The organism is Clostridioides sp. ZZV14-6009 (assembly GCF_020658095.1).
In the GTDB taxonomy this organism is placed as follows: domain Bacteria; phylum Bacillota; class Clostridia; order Peptostreptococcales; family Peptostreptococcaceae; genus Clostridioides.
This window is the reverse complement of record NZ_JAGWDG010000011.1, coordinates 33,099-57,092: the sequence shown is the minus strand read 5'-3', so window position 1 is coordinate 57,092 and position 23,994 is coordinate 33,099. Positions and strand designations below refer to the sequence as shown.

Here is a 23,994-nt window from a genome sequence, read left to right as displayed (position 1 = left end):
CTCTTTGTTACAATTCTTAATATAAACAAAAGAGGAGGTTTTTTTATGCAAAGAAGTGTAGCAGTTGTAAAGAACAAAACTGTAAAACCAAATGTCATAAAATTAATAAGCGGATATATTGATTTTACTACGGCGGCATTCGCTGTAATGGGATTTTTACTTAGTAGGTCTATTATAGTAGACTCTGTAGCTCCTTTAGGAATTGCCTTTTTTATATGTGCATCAAAGATTGATAAGTATAAGATACCTGTATTTATATCAACATTAATAGGAATATTGTTATCATTCAATGATTTTGGAAATGTAGCAAAATATGCTGTGTGCCTTACAATATTTATGGCATTAAATAAGAAACTAAAACTATTAGATTCAATTGCCAAAATGGCGTTTATAGGTGCAATAGTATTACTTCCAATTTCCATGGGACAAGCTTTCTTTTCAGATAGGTGTGTATATAATTTGCTTGTTGCAGGTGTAGAAGCAATAATAATGTTTATATCTATATATGTATTTTCTTATGGTATAGGTTTAATGGCCAATGTCAACAATAGGATGTCTGTACGGACAGAAGAAGCCATATCAATAAGTTTACTGCTAACCTTTAGTATAATGGGGATAGGAGATATATCTTTGTTTGGAATATCGATAAGGACCATTTTGTCAACTGTATTGATATTACTGACCTCAATAGTAGGTGGAGCTACTATGGGAGCATCTAGTGGTGTAATTATTGGTGTGGCATCTATTTTAAATAATATGACATCAGCTATTTATATGGGTATATATTCTTTTTCAGGATTAATAAGTGGTGCATTTAATAAGATAAACAAATATTTCTGTATATTAGGATATATTCTAAGTTGGACAATAATATACCTATATACTTCTGGTATTACTTCAAACATGATGCAACTAAGAGATATATTGTTAGGGTGTTTGATAGTGCTTGTGTTGCCAGAAAGATTATTCAATAAGATTGAAAAATTAATAAAAAGTAATGTAGCTTCAAATGAAATTGTATACGATTATATTATGAGAAGCAAAAACTTAACGAATAGTCGATTAAATAGTATATATAAAACTTATGATGACCTTGCAGATACATTTGATAAGATAAGAGAAAAGGATAAAGTGTTAGACCAAAGAGACATAGCGAATGTAATAGATATGATTCATAATGATGAATGTAAAAGTTGTAGTATGAGAAGAATGTGTTGGGAATCAAGATTTAATCATACATACACTATGATATATAATATTCTTGAAAAAATTGAAGAGAAAGGAGAATTAAGTGTAAACGATATACCTAAAAATTTTAGAAAGGAATGTATGAAGCCAGAATCAATAGTGAAAATATCAAATCACTATTACAAAATGTTTGTATTAGATTATGATTGGAGTGTGAAGTTTTCAGAAAGTAGAAAATTAATAGCAAACCAGATAAGAAGTATTTCAAAATCAATTAAATCGCTGTCTCAGGACTTAGAGGGCGATATAATGTTGGATATAGAGAAAGAAAAAAATATATATGAACAATTAGAGAGATATGATATAACTGTTGATAAAGTAAGTTACTTAACAAAGAGTAACAGCGAATTTGAAATATCAATAGAAAAGAAGACTTGTAACGATGGTTGCATGTGTGAAAATAAAATTGTAGATATAATTTCAGACCTAGTAGGAGAGAATATGTCTGTTAGAAAAATAGGATGTCACTGTTTAGGAGGTAAATGTAAAGCAACATTTGTTAAGTCTCAAAAATATAAGGCTGTTACAGAAGTTTCAGCAATGTCTAGGGATGGACATATCCTTTGTGGAGATAATTACACATATATGGAGATAAATGATGGCAAATATATGATGGCTATAAGCGATGGTATGGGAAAGGGTAAAAAAGCTTATGAAGAGTCTTCTGCTACTATTGATATACTAGAAAAAATGATAGATGCAAAGATTAAAGATGAAATAGTCATAGATACTATAAATAATATGTTGTTATTAAAGTCTTCAGAAGAAATGTTTTCAACTCTCGATTTAGGTATTTTAGATTTAAAACGAGGTTGTTTAGAAACTATAAAGATGGGAGCATGTTCTACCTATATAAAAAGAGAGGATGGAGAAGTTGATTTAATATCATCATCATCTTTACCTGTTGGTATATTATCAGATGTAAAGATTGATAGAAAAAATGTAAAAGTTAAGGAAGGGGACTATGTTATAATGGTTTCTGATGGAATTGTAGATGCAGGAAGAAATAACAATTTAGGCGATAATTGGTTAATATATTTCTTAAAAAATATAGAAACTACTAATCCAAAGGAAATTTCAAATTTAATATTAGATAGAGCATTGGAGTTACAAGCGTTACAAATCGAAGATGACATGACTGTTCTAGTTACAAAAATATGTACAAAATAAAATTTATAAATTTCTGTGTATAATATGTGGATAACTTGTGTATAATATGTTAATAGACTTTTGAAAAAAGTAAAGTTATTAACAAAAAAAACGTATAAATCAACAAAATTTGTTGATAAGTATGGCATAAATGTTAATAAAATGTAAAAAAAGAAAAAATGAAAGCTATTATCAAAAGAGATTCATGTTGAAATAACTAAATTTCTAAGCAAGTAAAGCCTGTGAATATGTTGATTATTATGTGGATAACTATTAATTCGATATTTATTTATATAGTATGAATAATTGAATAATATATCTAAAAAAAGCCATCCTATTATTAAGTAAACTTATTGAAAGGATGGCTTTTTATGAATAGGAAATTGTGCAAAGCAATAATACCTTTATTTATCTCTATTTTTTGCATGTTAATAATAAGTATAAAAGCTGACCAAGGATATCAAAAAAATAATGATAGAGCAATTACTGTCATGAATAATGATACTGAAGATGATGCTGAAAAAAAACAAGAAATAGATTATGAAAAAACATGTTGGAATTTACAGTCTCTATTTAAAAGTGATGACCAATGGAAAAAAGAACTTAAGAGTTTTAATAAAGATACAAAAGAACTTAAAAATTACATAGGTAAAGTTACAAAGTCACCAACGCATTTGTCTTTTGCGTTAGATATCAAAGAGAAACTTGATATAAGATTAAATAAACTTTCTGCCTATGTAAAATTAAAACAAGATACTAATAAAAATTCATATAAATATTTAGATATGAGTGATAGTATGGGTAAATCTTATGGAGACTATATGGGGATTTGCTCAGATTTAGAGTTAGAGATATTAAAATTATCAAATAGAGATTATAAGAAGATTATTTCAAATAAAAATATAAATAGAAAATATGGTGTATATTTAAGAGATATAAGAAGAAATAAAGTACATTATTTGGATGATAAATCAGAAGATATTCTAAGTAAAGTGTCTTCAATAAGTAGTCTTCCAAGTCAAGTATATGAATTATTTAGAAATATGGATAGAAAAACTAATTTGACACCAGCTCAATATGCAAGTGAATTGGAATCTCCAGATAGAGAAAATAGAAAAAAAGCTTATCAAGATGAACTCATTACTTATAATGATAATATAAATACAATTGCGGGCTTGATTACTGGCCAAGTTAAAAAGAATATATTTTATTCTCAGGAAAGAGGTTATGAGTCGTCTTTAGAAATGTATTTAGAATCTGATAATGTAGATGAAAAAGTATACAATAATTTAATAAGAACTGTAAACAGTAATATGGATAGTTTACACAAATATATAGACTTAAGAAAAAAAGTCTTAAAGTTGGATAAGGTTCACTCATATGATATGTCTGTACCTATAGTTAAAGCTGTTGATAGTAATATCAACTATGAAAAAGCACAAAGTATAGTATATTCAGCATTATCACCTTTGGGAAAAGAATACAATGATGTGGTATACAAAGCGTTTAATGAAAAATGGATAGATGTTTATTCACATGAAAATAAAGTAAGTGGTGGATATTGCTTATCTGTCTATGAAAATCATCCATATATACTTTTAAATTATAATAATTCATTAGGCTCAGTTTCAACTTTATCACATGAATTAGGTCATGCTGTATATGAATATTTAAGTTCTAAGAATCAAAATTATTTTAATTCAAATCCATCTATATTTACTCATGAAGTTGCGTCTACTACTAATGAGGCATTACTTTATGAGATGCTTATAAGAGAATCTAAAAGTAATGGAGAGAAAGCCTATTATATAACACAATATCTAGACTTAATAAAGGATACTCTTTATACACAAACTATGTATGCTGAATTTGAAAAAACTATACATGAATTAGTAGAAAAAGGAAAAAGTGTAAATGCATTAGTGTTAAACGATGCTTGGGGACAACTTCTTAAGAAGTATTATGGGCAAAACTATGAATTAGACCAATTATCTAAGGTCGGATGGGCAAGAATCCCACATTTTTATAATAGTTTTTATGTCTATAAATATGCTACAGGTTGTAGTGCAGGAGTGAGTTTCGCCCAAGATATACTAAAAAATGGCTCAGATAATTATATAAATTTTCTTAAAAAAGGAAGCTCAGATTATCCAATAGACTTATTAAAAGGAAGTGGGATAAATTTAACTAATACAAAACCTATAGAAAATACAATAAAAAAATTTGACAGCTTAGTAGCAGAACTTGAAAAGCTATTATAAAAGATTTATTATAATCCACATGGAAAATATATCGAATTAATGTTAAAATATACTAAAAGTTTAAAGTCCTATTATATAATAGGACTTTTTATCTATTAATTAGTGGGAGATGATTCTATGCAAGTTAAAGTTAAAAAAGCTGTAATACCAGCAGCAGGTTTAGGTACTAGATTTTTGCCAGCGACAAAGGCACAACCAAAAGAAATGTTACCAATAGTTGATAAACCAACTCTACAATACATAATAGAAGAGGCTGTAGCTTCAGGAATAGAGGAAATACTAATAATAACAGGCAGAAATAAAAAATCTATTGAAGACCACTTTGATAAATCTGTAGAATTAGAACTTGATTTAGAAAAAAAAGGTAAAAAAGAGTTGTTAGAAATAGTACAAAACATATCTAACATGATTAATATACATTATATAAGACAGAAAGAACCAAAAGGACTGGGAGATGCGATTTATTGTGCTAGACACTTTATAGGTGATGAGCCTTTTGCTGTAATGCTAGGAGATGACATTGTAGACAATGATGTGCCTTGTTTAAAACAATTAACAGACGCATATGAAGAGTATAGAACTACAATATTAGGTGTGCAAAAAGTGAATCCAGAAGATACTAATAAATATGGTATAATAGAAGCTAAAAATATAGAGGGCAGGGTTTATAAAGTAAAAGATATGGTAGAAAAACCAGAATCAGGGAAGGCACCTTCAAATATAGCTATTTTAGGTAGGTATATAATAACTCCCGAAATATTTGATATCCTTAAGGATTTACCTCCAGGCAAAGGTGGAGAAGTACAACTTACAGATGCTTTAAAAGTATTATCTAAAAAGGAAGCCATGTATGCATATAACTTTGAGGGTAAGAGATATGATGTTGGTGATAAATTAGGATTTTTAGAAGCGACTGTCGATTTTGCTCTAAAGAAAGAAGACCTTAAGGAAGATTTTATTAAGTATCTAAGACATGTTTGTAATGAATTTGATAAAGATGTCAATGTGTTATACAATAATACAAATGAAGAAATAGATTCAGATAAGATTTGCGAAATTAAGGAGCTCGAAATTCAAAAATAATTAGGAAAGGTGATGTAGTGTGGCAAAATCAGGTCAAAAAAAGATTAATAGAATAATAGCTGTTGGGATTGTGGGTGTTCTTGTATTAACAAGTATAACAGCTGTTTTAAGTATGATTGCAGCTATGTTATAGAAATAAATAACTACTGTGGTATACATAAATATAAAAACCATATATAACTTGATGTAGTCAAAAATTTACAGAATTCTAGTTATATATGGTTTTTAGAATTTATAAAGATAAAAAATAATTTTTATAACAGTTGCATATTTTAAGGGAAAATATTATTATAAGATATAAATATAGTGATAAATTTATAGAAGCGTGCTAAGATTGGACTTGAGATATAATAAATATAATGGACAATAATGTTTTAAATTTTATTTATTGACCATAATGTATAAATAGTGATATTATTAGACTTAACTGTTTGAATAAAACTTTTCTTTTTCATGCCTTCAATTTCCAAAAAAAGTATATATATAAATGAATATATAGATGAGGAGGATTTTTTTGATTTTAGATGATAAAGTATTAGAAGGATTGGGTAGTAAAACATTAGTTGAACTACGAGAAATAGCAAAAGAATTAAAAATAAAATCAATTACTACATATAAGAAAAATGAGCTAATTGAGATTATAAATTCTAAGAGCAAGAATGAAGTAAAAACAAATGAGATAAAAGCAAATGAAGAAATTAAAGATAAAGATAAAAATGAAAATATAAAAGAAGACATGAAAAATAGAAAAGAAAATATAGAGAACGAAAGCATAGAAAAAGAAGTTGAATATAAGAGCCCTGCCAAATCATATAACAAAAAAGAAATAGATAATCAGAATATTTCCCAAAGCCAAGATAACAGAAACCAAAAAAATGATTATAATAAGACATCAAGTACAAATGATTACAATAAGGCATCAAATACATGTAATAGAATGGTCAGAAATAATAATAAAAACTATTATATGCCTAAACAAGTAGATGAATCTAAGATAGTAGATGAATTTAACACATCAAAGGAAGATGAAGTAGTCGGTGTACTTGAGATTTTACCAGATGGATTTGGTTTTTTAAGAGGCTCAAATTATTTATCTACTGAAGGAGATGTATATGTTTCACCATCTCAAATAAGAAGATTTAATATGAAAACAGGAGATAAGATTAAGGGTATAACTAGACATCCAAAAAGTGGAGAAAAGTTTAGAGCACTTTTATATGTTCAAAAGATAAATGATGAGAACCCTGATACAGCTATACAAAGAAATGCATTTGAGACATTGACACCAATCTTTCCAGAAGAACGACTTACACTGGAGACAAATAGAAATGAGATAGCCACAAGAATTATAGATTTAATTTCTCCTATAGGTAAAGGACAAAGAGGATTGATAGTTGCACCTCCAAAAGCTGGGAAAACAATTCTTTTAAAAAGTGTCGCAAACAGTATAGCTAAAAACCATCCAAATGTTGAACTTATAGTCCTTCTTATAGATGAAAGACCAGAGGAAGTTACTGATATGAAGGAGTCTATTGAAGGAGATGTTATATATTCTACTTTTGACCAAGTATCAAGTCATCATGTTAAGGTTGCAGAAATGGTATTAAATAGAGCTCAAAGACTAGTTGAACACGGTAAAGATGTAGTAATCTTACTAGACAGTATAACTAGACTTGCAAGAGCATATAACCTTACAATATCTCCTACAGGTAGAACTTTATCTGGAGGTATTGACCCTGGTGCACTTCATGGACCTAAAAAATTCTTTGGAGCTGCTAGAAATATAAGACAAGGTGGTTCTTTGACAATACTAGGAACAGCACTAGTTGAAACTGGCTCTAGAATGGATGATGTAATTTTCGAGGAATTTAAAGGTACAGGAAATATGGAATTACATTTAGATAGAAAATTAGCTGAAAAAAGGATATTCCCTGCAATTGATATTTATAAGTCTGGGACAAGAAGAGATGACTTATTGCTTGATGATGAAGAAAAAACAGCTCTTTGGAGATTAAGAAGAGAAATGAGTAATAATTCAGTGATGGAAATTACAGATAAAGTCATTGAACTTATAAAAAGAACTAAAGACAATAAAGAATTTGTAAAATCGATAAAGAGTTTGTAAAATCAAGGAATAATTGTAAAAATAGATTATATAAAGTAATAGAAAAATCACTTGAATGGCATAATAAGTTGTGCTATAATAATGTAGTTGATAATGTAAAAAGAAAGTTAATATAATTAATTTTTTTAAATAAAGAGAAGAGGTGACTATAATGCAAAAGGAAATACAACCAAAATACAATCCAGTTGAAGTGCGTTGTGCTTGTGGGAACACATTTGTTGCTGGTTCAACTAAGGACGAAATAAAAGTTGAAATATGTTCAGAGTGCCATCCATTCTATACAGGAAAACAAAAGAACATAGAAAAAGGTGGAAGAATCGACAAATTCAAAAAAAGATTCAAAATGGACTAATTTTTATAAAAATGGAGTTGGAGGAAGCCAACTCCTATTTTATTACAAAAAAAGATTCATATTCTACTTTAAATTGTCTTTTTGTATTATAATAATAAATATGTTAAATCAAGTATTTAAAATGCAATTGAATGAGGTGAGTGGATGGGAAAACAATCTGTAGGTGGTCAAGCTGTTATTGAAGGCGTAATGATGCAATCAAAAGATAAAAGAGCTGTAGCTGTTAGAAAAAGTGACGGAGAAATAGCCTTAAAAGAAGATAGAATAAAAAGTTGGGTAAGAGATAAGAATATAGATAAGATACCTTTTATTAGAGGTTCTTTTGTTATGATAGATACAATGATTCAAGGAATAAAGAGTTTGAACTTTTCTTCAGAGTTCTTTATGGAAGAAGCTGAAGAGGACAAATTTGATTTATTTATGAAGAAGATTTTTAAAGACAAGGCAAATGATATACTTATAGTCTTTTCCTTGGTTATAGCGATGATACTTTCTGCTGGTTTATTTATTTTTATACCTACACTAGTAGGAGGGGCTTTTTCTAAGGTAATACCTAGTGATTTTATGCTCAATTTAATAGAAGGTATTATAAGGATAGTTATATTATTTGCATATATAGTATTAATTTCTAGAAGTAAGGATATAGAAAGAGTATTTCAATATCATGGTGCAGAGCATAAATCTATATATTGTTATGAAAATAATTTGGAACTTACAGTAGAAAATGCTAGAAAATTTAAAAGGCTTCATCCTAGATGTGGTACAAATTTTTTATTTATAGTTATGGCTGTATCAATAATATTGTTTGCATTTTTTGGTTGGCCAAATCCAATACTTAGGATATTTATGAGAATCATATGTGTTCCTATAGTAGCAGGATTATCTTATGAAGTAATTAGAATTCTTGGAAGATATGACAATAGATTCACTAAGATTATTGCATATCCAGGTATGATGTTGCAATACTTTACAACTAAAGAGCCTGATGATGAGCAGTTAGAAGTAGCTTTAGAAGCATTAAAGGCAGTAGTAGATTAAAGAAAAGGGTATTTATTATGACGATAAAAGATATAATTATTAAATATTCAGAGGAATTTAAAGATATAAGTGATACTCCAAGACTAGATACAGAATTGTTATTACAAAAAGCATTAGGTGATGTTGATAGATTGTATATTCACTTAAATCTAAATAAGGAATTAGCTGAAGAACAGAAAACAAAATTTATAGGTTTTGCAGAAGAAAGAATAAATGGAAGACCAATAGCATATATAGTTGAAAAGAGAGAGTTTATGGGGCTAGATTTCTTTGTTAAGGAAGGAGTATTAATCCCAAGACCAGATACAGAAACTTTAGTAGAAGAAATAATTGAAATATGTAAAGATGGAAAAAATGTAAGCATACTAGATATAGGTACTGGTTCAGGTGCTATTACAGTCAGTTTAGCAAAATACATTGAAAATTCCAATGTGACATCTTTTGATATATCAGAAATAGCTCTAGAAATAGGAAAGAAAAATGCTATTATAAATGAAGTTGATGAAAAAATAGAGTACATCAAATCAGATTTATTTACAGCATTAAATGATAGTAATATAAAATTTGATATTATAGTTTCAAATCCACCATATATAAAAAAGCAAGATATAGAAACATTACACACACAAGTTAAGGATTATGAGCCATATAATGCGCTTGAGGGTGGAGAAGATGGATTGGATTTTTATAGAAAAATAACAGAACAAGGAAAGAAATATTTAAATGAATGTGGAATATTAGCATATGAAGTTGGTCATAATCAAGCTGAAGATGTAATTAATATTATGAAAAGTAATGGATATAAACAAATATATACAAAGAAGGATATACAAGGCATTGATAGAGTTGTTATAGGCTACAATATATGATATAATCAACAATTGATATGTTACATTTAATCGAGGTGAAAGTATGTTAAAAAAATTAGAGGTATTGGAAGATACATATAAAGACTTAAGTGAAAAAATAGGTGATCCTGATGTAATAAATGATCAAAAAGTTTGGCAAAAGTATATAAAAGAACATGCTGACTTAGAGCCTATTGTCATGAAATACAGAGAGTATAAAAGTGTTTTAGATAGTATAAAGGAATCAAAAGAAATTTTACAAGAAGAGTCAGACGAAGAGTTAAGAGAATTAGCAAAAATGGAGTTATCTGAAATGGAAGAAAAAGTAACTCCAATAGAAGAAGAAATAAAAATACTACTATTACCTAAAGACCCTAACGATGATAAGAACGTTATAGTTGAAATTAGAGGTGGAGCTGGAGGAGATGAAGCAGCTCTATTTGCAGGTGATTTATTTAGAATGTATTCGAGATATGCTGAGAGAAGAAGATGGAAAATAGAATTATTAAGTGCTAGTGATACTGGAGTGGGTGGATATAAAGAAGTATCTTTTATGATAAAAGGTAAAGGAGCTTACTCAAGATTAAAGTATGAATCTGGAGTTCATAGAGTTCAAAGGATACCATCAACTGAATCTGGTGGAAGAATACACACATCAACTTCTACTGTTGCAGTATTACCAGAAGTTGAAGATGTAGAAGTTGACATAAATCCAAATGACTTAAGAATAGACGTTTTCCGTTCTTCAGGTAATGGAGGGCAAAGTGTCAATACTACTGACTCTGCTGTTAGGGTAACACACATACCTACAGGTGAAGTAGTATCTTGCCAAGATGGAAAATCACAATTAAAAAATAAAGAGCAAGCTTTAAAAATATTAAAAGCTAGACTTTACGATAAAGCATTGGCAGAACAACACAAAGATATAGCAGCAGAAAGAAAAAGCCAAGTCGGAACTGGTGACAGATCAGAAAGAATAAGAACATATAATTTCCCTCAAGGTAGAATAAGTGACCATAGAATAAATTTAACTTTATATAAGCTAGATGCATTCTTAGATGGGGATATAGATGAAATGATAGACGCTTTAATTACTGTTGACCAAACAGAAAAAATGACTGCAATATAAGGAATGTTTTAAAAGAGCTGTTTCTTTCTAGAAATTATTTTCTATTTTGAAACAGCTATTTTGCATTTTAGGTCATGTTATCATATTCTACTGTATATAATTGTTATATACAAGTACAGGAGGGTTATATGATACTAAAAGTAACGATGATTGGACTTTTGGCAGGTGTTATAGGGACAGGATTAGGGGGAGTCATATCAGCTATCTTCAAAAGAGAAGTTGATAAATACCTAAATTTCTTTATGGGATTATCTGGCGGAATAATGTTGGCTGTAGTAGTATTTGATTTGATGAAAGAATCTATGGATAAAATGGGAGTAATCAATACAGTTATATTTACATTTGTTGGAGCTCTCATAACTATGTACATAAAAACAAGATTGGATGTATCTGGAAGCATGGCATCTGGATATCTTATATTCATAAGTATATTACTACATAATTTACCAGAAGGATTAGCTATTGGTTCTTCTTTTATGTCAACTGAAAGTTTAGGTATCACTCTTGCTATAGTAATAGGTCTACATAATATACCAGAAGGGTTAGCTATGGCATTGGGTCTGGTATGTAATAAAATGAGGATGAGTAAAGTTATTTTATTTACAATAATAGCTGGATTACCTATGGGTCTAGGAAGTTTTTTAGGTGTTTATTTTGGAGGAGTGTTTACTTCTCTTATAGGTGTATTTCTTGCTACAGCAGGAGGTACAATGATGTATGTTGTATTGGAAGAAATTTTTCCACATTCAAAAAGTGTGTATTGTATAGTTGGTTTTTTGTTAGGTACAATAATTGTAAACTATATCTAAAATTAAAATGAAAGCAGGCATACGAAAGATGAAGACTATTATAAGTAATATTGATATAAATAATATTGATTATGAGGAAATAAAAATACAAGCAAAACTTCTTAGAGAAGGTAAAACGGTTATTTTTCCAACTGAGACAGTGTATGGATTAGGTGCAAATGCATTAGATGAAAGTGCAGTAAAGAAGATTTATGAAGCTAAAGGAAGACCTAGTGATAATCCGCTTATAGTCCATATTTATGAAAAAGAAGAAGTTTGTGATTTAGCTAAAGATATAAGTAATAAAGCTAAGCTTGTTATGGAAAAGCTTTGGCCAGGGCCTATAACCATAATACTAAATAAAAAAGATATAATTCCATATAGAACTAGTGGAGGGCTTGATACAGTTGCAATAAGAATGCCTTCTCATATTATTGCCAGGGCAATAATAAAAGAAGCAGGTGTACCTATTGCAGCTCCTTCTGCAAATATATCAGGGAGACCATCTCCAACAAAAGCGAAACATGTATATGAAGAAATGAATGGAAGAGTTGATGGAATAGTTTTAGGAGGAGATAGTAACTTTGGATTGGAATCGACTGTATTAGACCTTACAAGTGAGATTCCTATGATATTAAGACCTGGAAGTATAACTAAAGAAGTTTTAGAAGAACTTCTTGGCGAAGTAAGGCTTGACCCATCATTAAGTAAAAAAGAAGATAATCAAAAAGCCAAGGCTCCAGGAATGAAATACAAGCATTATTCACCAAATGCAGATGTATATATTATATCTGGAAAAAGAGAAAATGTAGCAACAAAGATTAATGATATGATAAAATCTAATAAAGAAAAAGGTCTAAAAACAGGTGTAATGTGTATTAGTAGAAATAAAGAGTTTTATAATGGAGAAGTAATAGATTTGGGAAGTACTCTTGAGGAAGTAGCAAGTAATTTGTTTGATGCTCTAATAGAAATGGATAAAAAAGGTATAGATGTCATATATTCAGAGGAATTTCCTAAGAGTGGTGTTGGACAAGCAATTATGAATAGATTACTTAAGTCAGCAGGATATAAAGTAATAAAAGCTTAAAAGGGAGTTGTGAAATATGAATATACTTATTGTATGCACAGGAAATACTTGTAGAAGTCCCATGGCTGAAGTTATATTAAAGAAAGTTATTGAAGAGTCTGGAAAAAATATTGAAGAATATTGTATATCTTCAGCAGGTATATCTACAGTGAATGGTATGGATGCTTCTAAAAACTCTATAGAAGCTTTAAAAGAACTTGGAATAGATTTATCAAAGCATAAAAGTAGAGTAATCACTAAAGATTTAATAGATAAATCAGATATTATACTAACAATGACTAAATCTCATAAAGAAATTTTAGTCCAAGCAGTTCCAAAATGCAAAGAAAAAGTGTATACTTTTAAAGGGTTCGCAAATCAGGATGAGTCAGATATATCTGACCCATTTGGTGGAAGTTTGGATACTTATAGAGATACTATGAAAGAAATAATATATTCTGTCAACAAAATAGTAAAAAATATATAAAATGGAGGATAAAGAAATGAAAATAGGATTAGGCTGTGACCATGGAGGATATAATTTAAAAAAAGAGATAATAAACTATTTAGAAAGAAAAGGTATTGAATGTGTAGATTATGGAACTAATAATGCTACAGATTCTGTTGATTATCCTGCTTATGGAGAAATAGTTGCAAATGCAGTTATAGATAAAGAGGTAGATTATGGAATATTATGCTGTGGTACAGGGATAGGTATATCTCTAGCTGCCAATAAAGTTCCTGGAATAAGATGTGCAGTTGTGTCAGATGTATTTTCTGCAAAAATGTCAAAAGCACATAATGATGCAAATATGTTGTCATTAGGTGAAAGAGTTTTAGGTAAAGGTTTAGCACTTGAAATAGTTGAGGCTTGGATTAGCACAGATTTTGAAGGTGATAGACATGCTAGAAGAGTAAATATGATTAAAGCAATAGAAGAAAAACACAATAAATAATAAAAATTACAGTTTTATCAGGAGGAATTATCAAAATGAGTAAAGTGGTAGAGACAAACCATCCATTAATACAACATAAATTAACTTTAATGAGAGATAAAAATACTGGTTCTAAGGATTTCAGAGAACTTTTAACTGAAATTGCAATGTTAATGGGATACGAAATAACAAAAGATATACCATTAAAAGATATAGAAATAGAGACGCCTATTCAAAAAACATCATCTAAAGTTGTTGCAGGTAAAAAATTAGCTATAATTCCAATTTTAAGAGCAGGGCTTGGAATGGTAGATGGATTAGTAAGTTTAATGCCAGCAGCAAAAGTTGGTCATGTAGGATTATATAGAGACCCAGAAACATTAAAACCAGTTGAATATTATTGTAAACTTCCTCAAGACATAGGAGAAAGAGATATAATAGTAGTTGACCCTATGCTTGCTACAGGAGGTTCTGCTGTTGCAGCAATAGATTTACTTAAATCTAAAGGAGCTAAAAGTATAAAATTAGCTAATTTAGTAGCTGCTCCAGAAGGAATACAAGAAGTACAAAAATATCATGATGATGTTGATATATATGTTGCATCAATTGATGAAAAATTAAATGAACATGGATATATAATTCCTGGTCTTGGTGATGCTGGAGACAGATTATTTGGAACTAAATAAAAATTAATAACTATAAATATTTATTGGGAACTTTCTTATATAGTAAAAATTATTTAATATAAGGAAGTTCCTTTTTATATGTATTTTCTCAGAATAAGAATTCTTGAATTGATAAATTTCTCGAATTGAGAATAAAAAGCTTTTACCAATTAAAAAAGAATGGCTATTTTACACGAGTTTATAACTTATTAATAACTTAAAATATGGCATGTTAGTTGCTTACGAGTAAATTGATATGTATTAATTGAGTTTAAATTAAAATATTAATGATATTATTGGGAGTGATAATACATGACAAATTGTATAGTAGTAAGAGGAGCTGGAGATTTAGCAACAGCAGTTATATATAAATTACACAATAGTGGTTTTAAAGTGGTTGCATTAGAAATAGAAGAGCCTTTAGCTATACGAAGACAGGTTTCTTTTTGTGAGGCTGTCTATGAAAAAGAAGTTACTATTGAAGGTGTAGAGTGTAAACTTTGTAAAAACGAAGACGAAATCGAAAAAACGTTATCTCAAGATAAAGTAGCACTTATTGTAGACCCAAAAGGGGAAAAATTATCTAAGATAAATCCAGTTGTTTTGATTGACGGAATATTAGCCAAAAAAAATTTGGGTACAACTAAAGATATGGCTCCACTTACAATAGCTTTAGGGCCTGGATTTTGTGCAGGAGAAGATGTTGATGTGGTCATAGAGACAATGAGAGGTCATAATCTAGGAAGAATAATAACTAGTGGTAGAGCTGAAAAAAATACAGGAATACCAGGTGCAATAAAAGGGATTTCCAAAGAAAGAGTAATGCACTCAGAACATAGTGGAATAATGGAAAATGTATGTAAGATAGGCGATATAGTTGAAAAGGGTGATTTACTTTGTTATATTAATGATTATGGAAAAAAATATGAAATTAGAGCAACAATATCTGGAGTTCTTAGAGGATTACTAAAAGATGGAGCGAAAGTAAATAAAAATTTAAAAATATTAGACATAGACCCTAGAAAAGAGGAAGTCAAGAATGCTTTTACGATATCAGATAAAGCTAGATGTATAGCTGGAGGAGTTTTAGAAGCCATATTAAAAAATGGAATCTATCCAATAAATTAATTTATAATAAATAAGACTATTAATATTTCATTAAGGTGATATAATAAATTTAATAGATTAAGGAGAGCATATAACGGGTATTTAAAATTTAAATGGTAAAAATGCTCTTTTTTTATTGGACATTCAATTGACATGTGTATATAATATAAAAATAAGTATTTATTTAGGAAGAAATCTAATAAATATATATGAGACCAGTACATAAACAAAGAGGAGAAAAGTAAATTATGAGACCATCATGGGATGAATACTTTATGGAAATTGCAGAAGTGGTAAAAAAGCGTTCAACTTGTATTAGGAGACAAGTCGGAGCTGTTATTGTAAGAGATAAACAAATTCTAACAACTGGATATAATGGTTCTCCAAGAAATCTTGAACATTGTGAAAATATTGGGTGTAAAAGACAGGAACTAAATATTCCTTCAGGAGAAAGACATGAACTGTGTAGGGCATTGCATGCTGAGCAAAATGCTATAATACAAGCTGCTCATAATGGTATTAGTGTGGCTGGAGCAACTTTATATGTTACTACAAGACCTTGTGTTTTGTGTGCAAAAATGTGCATAAATGCAGGGATATTGAAAATTGTTTATGAAGGTGATTATCCAGATGATATGTCTACAGAATTGTTAAAAGAAGCAGGAATAGAACTTATAAAATTCTAGTAGATAAATTTTTTAGTGAATAATTTTAGGGTGACAATAAATGATAAAATTTGACACTGAAATACATGCTCATGAAATGATTAAAAGAAAGTGTTTGAAAAATAATCAGATTAGTAGTAAGATATATTTTATAATTAAATAAATTTATTATATAGATTAATTACATGTTATTTATTTTGTAATAATGAGGGATACTATTTATGAGTAAAAAAAATACACATATGGAAATTGCAAAGCTGTTTAGTTTAATAAGTCAAATAGGATTGATGATTGTAATATCAATATTAGGATGTACTTTCTTAGGAAAATTTTTAGATAGTAAATTAAATACAAGTCCAGTTCTAACAATAATATTTTTACTGTTAGGGGTTGGAGGTGCTTTTAGTGGTGTTTATAAAACTCTAATAGTATATACACGAAGGAAGTGATATATTGGATATAAAATTACTTAACCAAGTAAGGTCAGTAACAAAGGGTATAGTAATATTTGATGTAATTTTAATTGTGCTAATGTTGATAACATCAACATTAAGTAAGCCAGTATTTTTAGGACTTATATTTGGCTCTATAATAGCTATGTTAAATTTTAGATTATTAGCAATATCACTAGAAAAAACAGTGTCATTGCCAGCTGGAAAAGCACAAGCTTATGCATCAGCACAATATACCATTAGGCTATTTATAATGGCAGTTGTTCTATTTGCTTCAGCTAAGGTTCCACATTTAAATATAATCGGAACAGCACTAGGATTATTGAGTACAAAGTTTGTCATATTATCAAAAAACTTTATAAATAAATTAAAGAGGAAGGAGGCGTAAGTATGAGTCAAGCGCATTATTATCTCATAGGAAACTTTAAAATTAGTGAAACAATACTAGTGAGTTGGGGAATAATGGCCTTTTTAGCGATAGCATCTTATTTTTTAACTAGAAATTTGAAAAAAGTTCCAACTAGTAAAGTTCAAATATTTTTGGAATTTGCAATAGGTGGTCTTGCTAAAATGGTTACAAATGTTATGGGTAAAAACACAGTAAAAAGAATGCCATATATGATACCATACATAGGAAGTTTGTTTTTATTTTTCGCGTGCTCAAATTTAAGCCCATTACTTGGATTAAGATCACCAACAACCGACCTAGATACAACTGCTGCATGGGCAATGATTACATTTTTTATGATTTATTTTGCAGGAGTTAAATTTAAAGGAGTATCATACTTTAAAGAATTGGCTCAACCACTTGCCATAATGTTACCAATTAATATTATAGGTGAGTTAGCTAGACCAATATCATTAAGTTTCCGTCCATTTGGAAATATTTTAGGTGGAACAATTATAATGGGTCTATTTTATCAACTTTTAGGTTTTATATCTAGTCTAATACCAGGATTATCAATACCGATTGGACAGATATTAATACCAGTTCCATTACACTTGTACTTCGATTTATTTGCAGGATTGTTACAAGCATATATATTCATAATGCTAACAATGGTGTTTATATCAAGTGCAGGGGAATTAGATTAAGAAATCAACTTATATTAAGATAAAAAATAAAAAACAATTTAAATTTTTAAATTTTAAGGAGGAAATAATTATGGAAACAGCAATAGTAGCGGCAGCATCAGCAATAGGAGCAGGAATAGCAGTTGCAACAGGTATAGGTGCAGGAATTGGTCAAGGTGTAGCAGCAGGTAAGGCAGCAGAAGCAGTAGGAAATCAACCAGAAGCTAAAGGTGATATAACTTCAACTTTATTACTAGGTGTTGCTATAGCAGAGTCTTCAGCAATATATGGCTTGGTTGTATCAATAATACTTCTATTCGTAAATCCATTCTTCAAATACTTAGGAATGTAGATTTAGTCCTTAAATATTTTGAGATAGGTTTTATAGATAAATCATCTCAAACTTATAATCATGAGATGAATTTTATCATCTCGTGATTATAAGTAGTTATGATTTATGGAAAGGAGGATAATTATGGAAAAAGCACTAGTAGGTATAACATGGGAATTTGTATTCCAAATTGTTAATACTTTTATAATATTTTTACTTCTAAGAAAGCTTTTATTTAAGCCAGTTTTAAATATAATCCAATCAAGAGAAAATGATATTAAAAATGACTTAGCAGAAGGCGAAAAAGCAAAAACTGAAGGATTGGCGCTAAAAAAAGAATATGAGTCAAAAATCAATTTTGCTAAAGATGAAGGTCAAGAAATCATAAAACAAGCAACTATAAGAGCAGAGAAAAAATCAGATGACATAATAAGTACTGCAAAACAAGATGCTCTTGATATAAAAGATAAAGCAAGCAAAGATATAGAACAAGAAAAACAAAAGGTTATGAATGAAATTAAAAGTGATATATCAAATATAGCACTACTTGCGGCATCTAAAGTTATTGAAAAAGATTTAGATAAATCTAAACATGAAGAATTGATAGAAAACTTTATAAAAGAGGTAGGGGAGGCTAAATGATAAACGTAGTAGCAAATAGATATGCCGAAGCCCTATTTCAATTAGGAGAAGAAGAAAATTCAACTGATATATTATTTAAAGAATTAGAAAAAGTAGTAGATATGATGACTAAAGTTAGCAAAGATTTCTACAAAGTTTTAAAATCACCATTAGTTTCAAAATCAGAAAAGAAAAACTTGGTAGAAATCATTTTTGATAAGGAAGTAAGTTCTAACATAAAAAACTTCTTAAAAGTTTTAGTAGATAAAGACAGAATAGCGTTTTTGGAAGACATAGAGTTAGCTTATAAAGACTTATTAAATAAGAAAAATAATATAACTGATGGTGTTGCAATAAGTGCGATTCCAATGAGTGAAACAGATATTAAAGAACTTGAAGTTAAACTTTCAAACAAATACAACAAAAATGTTACTATAGAAAATGTAGTTGACAAGACTATACTAGGGGGAGTTCTAGTTAGAATTGGAAATGAGCAAATAGATGGCACTGTAAAAACTCGTCTAGATAAGATGAAAGAAAAGCTATCTGAAGTAATATCTTAAGAATGGCGGTGAACCCATGAACTTAAAACCTGAAGAAATAAGTTCTATAATTAAACAGCAAATAAAGAATTATGAGAATAAAGTTGAATTGACAGATACAGGTAGTGTTTTAACAGTTGGGGATGGTATAGCTAGTGTATATGGATTAGAGAAAGCTATGTCTGGTGAGTTACTAGAGTTCCCAGGTGAAGTATATGGTATGGCACTTAACTTAGAAGAAGAAGTAGTTGGAGCTGTTATACTTGGAGATGACAGTGGAATAAAAGAAGGCGATATAGTTAAGAGAACTGGAAGAATAGTTGAAGTTCCAGTTGGAGAAGCTTTAATAGGTAGAGTTGTAAACTCTCTAGGTCAGCCAATAGATGGAAAAGGACCTATAGCTTGTACAAAAACTAGACCAGTTGAATCTGAAGCACCTGGTATAATAGATAGAAGATCTGTTTATGAGCCATTACAAACAGGTATAAAATCAATAGATTCAATGATACCAATTGGTAGAGGTCAGAGAGAGTTAATAATAGGTGACAGACAAACTGGTAAAACATCTATAGTTGTTGACACTATATTAAATCAAAAAGGAAAAGATGTTATCTGTATATATGTAGCAATTGGGCAAAAACGTTCTACTATAGCTCAATTAGTTAGTTCATTAGAAAAAGGTGGAGCTTTAGACTATACAATAATAGTTTCAGCAACAGCATCTGAATCAGCACCACTTCAATATATAGCACCATACGCTGGAGCAGCTATGGGTGAAGAATTTATGTACAATGGAAAACATGTGCTTATAGTATATGATGATTTAAGTAAACAAGCCGTTGCATATAGAGAAATGTCATTATTACTTAGAAGACCACCAGGACGTGAGGCATATCCTGGAGATGTATTCTACTTACATTCAAGATTACTTGAAAGAGCAGCTAAGTTATCTGATGAATTAGGGGGAGGCTCAATGACTGCCTTACCTATAATAGAAACTCAAGCTGGAGACGTTTCTGCATATATACCAACAAATGTTATATCTATAACAGATGGTCAAATATACTTACAACCAGAATTATTCTATTCAGGTGTAAGACCAGCAGTTGACCCTGGTATATCAGTATCAAGGGTTGGTGGTTCTGCGCAAATTAAGGCAATGAAAAAAGTTGCAGGTACATTAAAACTTGCATATTCACAATATAGAGAGCTTGCAGCATTCTCACAATTTGGTTCTGACTTAGATGAAGATACTAAAAAGAGACTTGCTCAAGGTGAAAGAATCGTTGAGATATTAAAACAAGGTGAGCATCAACCAATAAAAGTTGAAAATCAAGTTATGATAATATATGCTGTTATAAATAATCATTTGGAAGATATTCCAATAGATAATATAGCTAGATTTGAATCAGAATTGTATGCATTTGTAGATAATAATTATCCAGAAATATCAAGAAAAATATTAGATGGAGAAGACTTCACTCATGATTTAACAGATGCAATAAATGAATTTAAAGAAAAGTTTGTTGTTGAAGTATAATCCTTTTTAAAAAAGGAGGTAAATTAATTGGCAGGAGCTGGAATTAAAGCGATTAAAACACGTATGGGGAGTGTTGAAAGTACAAAACAAATAACTAAAGCAATGGAACTTGTTGCATCTTCTAAGCTTAGAAAAGCAAAAGAAAAAGCTGAAGATTCAAGGGAATACTTTAATACTTTGTACGATACAGTAAAGGATATTGCCCAAACAACACGTGGAGTTAGAAATGAATTTTTAAAAGTAAGAGAAGTAAAAAATAAATGCTATATAGTAGTGGCTGGAGATAGAGGTCTTGCAGGTGGATACAATTCCAATGTATTAAAGGAATCTGTATCTCACATGGAAGGAAAAAAAGAAACAGTTATCACAGTAGGAAAGAAGGCTCACGAGTTTTTTTCTAAGAGAAATTACAATATAGCAAAAGATATAAATAGTGTTGAAGCTTGTGGATATGAAGAAGCGATAGAAATTTCACAAACTGTTATTGACCTGTATAAAAAAGGTGAAGTAGATGAAGTTTATATAGCTTATACAAAATTTAAATCAGCTTTATTACAAGAAGTTGAAGTTTTAAAATTGCTTCCATTGGTGTTTGAAAAAGATACAGATGACCAAGCCATTGTAATAAAAGAAGAAAAACAAAATAAATCGAAAGTACAATATATACCATCAGCAGAAGCAGTCTTAAGTTATATTGTGCCTCAGTTTGTATCAGGTACAATATATGGTGGGATTTTAGAATCTTTTGCATCAGAGCAAGGAGCTAGAAGAACTGCGATGGAATCAGCCACAGATAATGCGAATGAAATGCTATCTAATTTAGAGTTAAGTTATAACAGAGCAAGACAGTCAGCTGTAACTCAAGAAATAACAGAGATAGTTGGTGGAGTTGAAGCTCTAAAATAGGGAGGTTAGGAAATGGCAAATGTAGGTGAAATAGTACAGATTGTAGGAGCTGTACTAGATGTTAAGTTTGATAATGAACAAAGCCTACCTAACTTATTAAATGCGTTAGTAATAAAGTTAGGAGATAAAGAAATAGTTGCAGAAGTTGCTCAACATATAGGTGATGATACAGTAAGATGTATCTCTATGAGTGCAACAGATGGACTTGTAAGAGGTATGGAAGTTGTAGATACAGGAGGACCAATAAGTGTTCCTGTTGGAGATGAAACTCTAGGTAGAATATTCAATGTTCTTGGAAAACCAGTTGATGGAAAGCCAGCTCCAAAGTCTGCGCCTAAGTTACCTATACATAGACCAGCACCAGCATATGACGAACTAGAAACTACAGCTGAAATACTAGAAACAGGTATTAAGGTAGTTGACTTGCTAGCACCATATCTAAAAGGTGGAAAAATAGGTCTATTTGGAGGAGCAGGAGTAGGAAAAACAGTTTTAATACAAGAACTTATAAACAATATTGCCAAGCAACATGGTGGTATTTCTGTATTCTCAGGTGTAGGAGAAAGAACAAGAGAAGGTAATGACCTTTATGGAGAAATGAGTGAGTCTGGAGTTATAAACAAGACAGCTCTAGTATTTGGTCAGATGAACGAGCCACCTGGAGCAAGAATGAGAGTTGCTTTAACTGGACTTACAATGGCAGAACATTTTAGAGATGAGCAAGGACAAGACGTCTTACTTTTCGTTGATAATATATTCCGTTTCACACAAGCTGGTTCAGAAGTTTCAGCACTTCTAGGACGTATGCCATCAGCCGTTGGTTACCAACCAACATTAGCTACTGAAATGGGTGCACTTCAAGAGAGAATAACATCAACTAAGAAAGGTTCAATAACATCTGTTCAAGCAGTATATGTACCAGCAGATGACTTAACTGACCCAGCACCAGCTACAACATTCTCTCACTTAGATGCAAAAACAGTTTTATCTAGACAAATATCATCACTTGGTATATACCCAGCGGTTGACCCTCTTGAATCTACATCAAGAATTCTTGACCCTAGTATAGTAGGAAAAGAACATTATGAAATAGCCAGAGGAGTTCAATCAATACTTCAAAGATATAAAGAACTACAAGATATAATTGCCATACTTGGTATGGATGAATTATCTGATGAAGATAAGTTAATAGTTGCACGTGCTAGAAAAATACAAAGATTCTTATCTCAATCATTTACAGTTGCAGAGCAATTTACAGGAAACCCAGGTCAATATGTTCCTGTTAAAGAAACTGTAAGAGGATTCAAAGAGATACTTGAAGGTAAACATGATGACTTACCAGAGTCAGCATTCCTGTTTGTAGGTACAATAGAAGATGCTGTTAAAAAAGCGAAGGGAAGTATGTAGTCATGGCTAGTGAATTTTCATTGAAAGTTGTAACTCCAAATGATACGTTTTATGATGGAGAAGTTGAAATGATAGTAGTTAGAACTACAAAGGGAGACAAAGGGGTATTGAAAGGTCATATACCGTTTGTTTCAGGCATACCTGTAGGAACTTTGAAGATAAAAAAAGATGGAAATTTTAAAGAAGCAAAAATATCAGAAGGATTTGTTAATGTAGACCAAAATAAAACTGTCATATTGACAGAATCTGCTGAATGGATTTAATAATTTAATATAAAACATGAAAAGTCATTTTTACTAAAATTATTTTTGGTCAAAATGACTTTTTTTATAATTTTGGTGTTAATAAAATAACAAAAAATAAAGTATAAAATATAGTGGAAGTGTAGTGATAGTAAATTCACAAAGTGTTTAAATTTACTGCAAAATTATGTTGCAATTAATAAGATAAAGAAGGTTTAGATAGATTATATAGAAGTGAAAAAATATTCATATAAGAAATCTATATAAAATTTTTATAAAATTTAAAAAATTTGCTTAGTTGTGTAGTATAATAAATAATATAATAGATTTACATAGATTATTTATTATAAATAATTTTAAAAGTTACAATTCTATTATAATGATTATTAAATTGGGATAAGTAACATAAACTAAACA

At 29.9% G+C, this 23,994-nt stretch carries 25 protein-coding genes; all 25 read left to right on the top strand.

Annotation, left to right across the window (positions count from 1 at the left end; genetic code table 11):
* The first annotated feature begins 45 nt into the window (after positions 1-45).
* Positions 46-2,418 carry a stage II sporulation protein E gene (gene spoIIE / locus KGF36_RS13785; RefSeq protein ID WP_227829093.1) on the top strand — a complete coding sequence of 791 codons (2,373 nt, stop codon included), beginning with the start codon at positions 46-48 and terminating at the stop codon, positions 2,416-2,418.
* 350 nt (positions 2,419-2,768) lie between these two features.
* Positions 2,769-4,658 (top strand): oligoendopeptidase F, encoded by a 1,890-nt coding sequence (pepF, locus tag KGF36_RS13780; RefSeq protein WP_227829092.1) that lies wholly within the window; start codon positions 2,769-2,771, stop codon positions 4,656-4,658.
* 117 nt (positions 4,659-4,775) lie between these two features.
* On the top strand, positions 4,776-5,741 hold the full coding sequence (gene galU, locus KGF36_RS13775; RefSeq protein WP_227839024.1) for a UTP--glucose-1-phosphate uridylyltransferase GalU: 966 nt from the start codon (positions 4,776-4,778) through the stop codon (positions 5,739-5,741).
* Positions 5,742-6,240: 499 nt separating this feature from the next.
* Entirely contained in the window at positions 6,241-7,866 is a 1,626-nt protein-coding gene (rho, locus tag KGF36_RS13770; protein WP_227842869.1) for a transcription termination factor Rho, read from the top strand.
* A 151-nt stretch (positions 7,867-8,017) separates the two neighbouring features.
* The gene (rpmE, locus tag KGF36_RS13765) at positions 8,018-8,218 is read left to right on the top strand and encodes a 50S ribosomal protein L31 (RefSeq protein ID WP_003421397.1); all 201 of its coding nucleotides are present in this window, start codon (positions 8,018-8,020) and stop codon (positions 8,216-8,218) included.
* Between the two features lie 144 nt (positions 8,219-8,362).
* A complete protein-coding gene (locus tag KGF36_RS13760) occupies positions 8,363-9,256 on the top strand; it encodes a DUF1385 domain-containing protein (RefSeq protein WP_227829089.1) in 894 nt (297 codons plus the stop codon).
* Between the two features lie 17 nt (positions 9,257-9,273).
* Entirely contained in the window at positions 9,274-10,125 is an 852-nt protein-coding gene (prmC, locus tag KGF36_RS13755; RefSeq protein ID WP_227829088.1) for a peptide chain release factor N(5)-glutamine methyltransferase, read from the top strand.
* Positions 10,126-10,168: 43 nt separating this feature from the next.
* Positions 10,169-11,233: a peptide chain release factor 1 gene (prfA, locus tag KGF36_RS13750; protein WP_227829087.1), complete on the top strand. Its 1,065-nt coding sequence runs from the start codon at positions 10,169-10,171 to the stop codon at positions 11,231-11,233.
* Between the two features lie 128 nt (positions 11,234-11,361).
* Positions 11,362-12,042: a ZIP family metal transporter gene (locus tag KGF36_RS13745; protein ID WP_227829086.1), complete on the top strand. Its 681-nt coding sequence runs from the start codon at positions 11,362-11,364 to the stop codon at positions 12,040-12,042.
* A gap of 28 nt (positions 12,043-12,070) precedes the next feature.
* A complete protein-coding gene (locus KGF36_RS13740; protein ID WP_227854799.1) occupies positions 12,071-13,111 on the top strand; it encodes an L-threonylcarbamoyladenylate synthase in 1,041 nt (346 codons plus the stop codon).
* Between the two features lie 16 nt (positions 13,112-13,127).
* Positions 13,128-13,577, top strand: a complete 450-nt coding sequence (locus tag KGF36_RS13735; protein WP_227829084.1) for a low molecular weight protein arginine phosphatase — start codon at positions 13,128-13,130, stop codon at positions 13,575-13,577.
* Positions 13,578-13,593: 16 nt separating this feature from the next.
* Positions 13,594-14,046 carry a ribose 5-phosphate isomerase B gene (gene rpiB / locus KGF36_RS13730; RefSeq protein WP_227829083.1) on the top strand — a complete coding sequence of 151 codons (453 nt, stop codon included), beginning with the start codon at positions 13,594-13,596 and terminating at the stop codon, positions 14,044-14,046.
* Positions 14,047-14,081: 35 nt separating this feature from the next.
* Positions 14,082-14,711: a uracil phosphoribosyltransferase gene (gene upp / locus KGF36_RS13725; protein ID WP_227829082.1), complete on the top strand. Its 630-nt coding sequence runs from the start codon at positions 14,082-14,084 to the stop codon at positions 14,709-14,711.
* Positions 14,712-15,002: 291 nt separating this feature from the next.
* On the top strand, positions 15,003-15,818 hold the full coding sequence (yqeB, locus tag KGF36_RS13720; RefSeq protein ID WP_227829081.1) for a selenium-dependent molybdenum cofactor biosynthesis protein YqeB: 816 nt from the start codon (positions 15,003-15,005) through the stop codon (positions 15,816-15,818).
* Positions 15,819-16,045: 227 nt separating this feature from the next.
* On the top strand, positions 16,046-16,483 hold the full coding sequence (locus tag KGF36_RS13715; protein WP_227829080.1) for a deoxycytidylate deaminase: 438 nt from the start codon (positions 16,046-16,048) through the stop codon (positions 16,481-16,483).
* 200 nt (positions 16,484-16,683) lie between these two features.
* Positions 16,684-16,911 carry an AtpZ/AtpI family protein gene (locus KGF36_RS13710; RefSeq protein WP_227436243.1) on the top strand — a complete coding sequence of 76 codons (228 nt, stop codon included), beginning with the start codon at positions 16,684-16,686 and terminating at the stop codon, positions 16,909-16,911.
* A gap of 4 nt (positions 16,912-16,915) precedes the next feature.
* Positions 16,916-17,302 (top strand): ATP synthase subunit I, encoded by a 387-nt coding sequence (locus KGF36_RS13705; RefSeq protein WP_227436241.1) that lies wholly within the window; start codon positions 16,916-16,918, stop codon positions 17,300-17,302.
* 2 nt (positions 17,303-17,304) lie between these two features.
* Positions 17,305-18,009: a F0F1 ATP synthase subunit A gene (locus tag KGF36_RS13700; protein ID WP_227436239.1), complete on the top strand. Its 705-nt coding sequence runs from the start codon at positions 17,305-17,307 to the stop codon at positions 18,007-18,009.
* 70 nt (positions 18,010-18,079) lie between these two features.
* Complete coding sequence (gene atpE, locus KGF36_RS13695) at positions 18,080-18,340, top strand: ATP synthase F0 subunit C (RefSeq protein ID WP_021386434.1); 261 nt, start codon at positions 18,080-18,082, stop codon at positions 18,338-18,340.
* A gap of 123 nt (positions 18,341-18,463) precedes the next feature.
* On the top strand, positions 18,464-18,961 hold the full coding sequence (gene atpF, locus KGF36_RS13690; protein WP_227829079.1) for a F0F1 ATP synthase subunit B: 498 nt from the start codon (positions 18,464-18,466) through the stop codon (positions 18,959-18,961).
* Complete coding sequence (locus KGF36_RS13685) at positions 18,958-19,503, top strand: F0F1 ATP synthase subunit delta (protein ID WP_227829078.1); 546 nt, start codon at positions 18,958-18,960, stop codon at positions 19,501-19,503. The genes atpF and KGF36_RS13685 overlap by 4 nt, the downstream gene beginning before the upstream one ends.
* Positions 19,504-19,519: 16 nt before the next feature.
* Complete coding sequence (atpA, locus tag KGF36_RS13680; RefSeq protein ID WP_227829077.1) at positions 19,520-21,022, top strand: F0F1 ATP synthase subunit alpha; 1,503 nt, start codon at positions 19,520-19,522, stop codon at positions 21,020-21,022.
* Positions 21,023-21,049: 27 nt separating this feature from the next.
* Entirely contained in the window at positions 21,050-21,928 is an 879-nt protein-coding gene (atpG, locus tag KGF36_RS13675; RefSeq protein WP_227829076.1) for an ATP synthase F1 subunit gamma, read from the top strand.
* Between the two features lie 12 nt (positions 21,929-21,940).
* Complete coding sequence (atpD, locus tag KGF36_RS13670) at positions 21,941-23,335, top strand: F0F1 ATP synthase subunit beta (RefSeq protein WP_227829075.1); 1,395 nt, start codon at positions 21,941-21,943, stop codon at positions 23,333-23,335.
* Positions 23,336-23,337: 2 nt separating this feature from the next.
* Complete coding sequence (gene atpC, locus KGF36_RS13665; RefSeq protein ID WP_227436229.1) at positions 23,338-23,598, top strand: ATP synthase F1 subunit epsilon; 261 nt, start codon at positions 23,338-23,340, stop codon at positions 23,596-23,598.
* The last annotated feature ends 396 nt before the right edge of the window (positions 23,599-23,994 follow it).

Coding starts and splice junctions, on each gene's coding strand:
- spoIIE (WP_227829093.1), top strand. CDS start 46: ATGCAAAGAAGTGTAGCAGTTGTAAAGAACAAAACTGTAAAACCAAAT.
- pepF (WP_227829092.1), top strand. CDS start 2,769: ATGAATAGGAAATTGTGCAAAGCAATAATACCTTTATTTATCTCTATT.
- galU (WP_227839024.1), top strand. CDS start 4,776: ATGCAAGTTAAAGTTAAAAAAGCTGTAATACCAGCAGCAGGTTTAGGT.
- rho (WP_227842869.1), top strand. CDS start 6,241: ATGAGGAGGATTTTTTTGATTTTAGATGATAAAGTATTAGAAGGATTG.
- rpmE (WP_003421397.1), top strand. CDS start 8,018: ATGCAAAAGGAAATACAACCAAAATACAATCCAGTTGAAGTGCGTTGT.
- KGF36_RS13760 (WP_227829089.1), top strand. CDS start 8,363: ATGGGAAAACAATCTGTAGGTGGTCAAGCTGTTATTGAAGGCGTAATG.
- prmC (WP_227829088.1), top strand. CDS start 9,274: ATGACGATAAAAGATATAATTATTAAATATTCAGAGGAATTTAAAGAT.
- prfA (WP_227829087.1), top strand. CDS start 10,169: ATGTTAAAAAAATTAGAGGTATTGGAAGATACATATAAAGACTTAAGT.
- KGF36_RS13745 (WP_227829086.1), top strand. CDS start 11,362: ATGATACTAAAAGTAACGATGATTGGACTTTTGGCAGGTGTTATAGGG.
- KGF36_RS13740 (WP_227854799.1), top strand. CDS start 12,071: ATGAAGACTATTATAAGTAATATTGATATAAATAATATTGATTATGAG.
- KGF36_RS13735 (WP_227829084.1), top strand. CDS start 13,128: ATGAATATACTTATTGTATGCACAGGAAATACTTGTAGAAGTCCCATG.
- rpiB (WP_227829083.1), top strand. CDS start 13,594: ATGAAAATAGGATTAGGCTGTGACCATGGAGGATATAATTTAAAAAAA.
- upp (WP_227829082.1), top strand. CDS start 14,082: ATGAGTAAAGTGGTAGAGACAAACCATCCATTAATACAACATAAATTA.
- yqeB (WP_227829081.1), top strand. CDS start 15,003: ATGACAAATTGTATAGTAGTAAGAGGAGCTGGAGATTTAGCAACAGCA.
- KGF36_RS13715 (WP_227829080.1), top strand. CDS start 16,046: ATGAGACCATCATGGGATGAATACTTTATGGAAATTGCAGAAGTGGTA.
- KGF36_RS13710 (WP_227436243.1), top strand. CDS start 16,684: ATGAGTAAAAAAAATACACATATGGAAATTGCAAAGCTGTTTAGTTTA.
- KGF36_RS13700 (WP_227436239.1), top strand. CDS start 17,305: ATGAGTCAAGCGCATTATTATCTCATAGGAAACTTTAAAATTAGTGAA.
- atpE (WP_021386434.1), top strand. CDS start 18,080: ATGGAAACAGCAATAGTAGCGGCAGCATCAGCAATAGGAGCAGGAATA.
- atpF (WP_227829079.1), top strand. CDS start 18,464: ATGGAAAAAGCACTAGTAGGTATAACATGGGAATTTGTATTCCAAATT.
- KGF36_RS13685 (WP_227829078.1), top strand. CDS start 18,958: ATGATAAACGTAGTAGCAAATAGATATGCCGAAGCCCTATTTCAATTA.
- atpA (WP_227829077.1), top strand. CDS start 19,520: ATGAACTTAAAACCTGAAGAAATAAGTTCTATAATTAAACAGCAAATA.
- atpD (WP_227829075.1), top strand. CDS start 21,941: ATGGCAAATGTAGGTGAAATAGTACAGATTGTAGGAGCTGTACTAGAT.
- atpC (WP_227436229.1), top strand. CDS start 23,338: ATGGCTAGTGAATTTTCATTGAAAGTTGTAACTCCAAATGATACGTTT.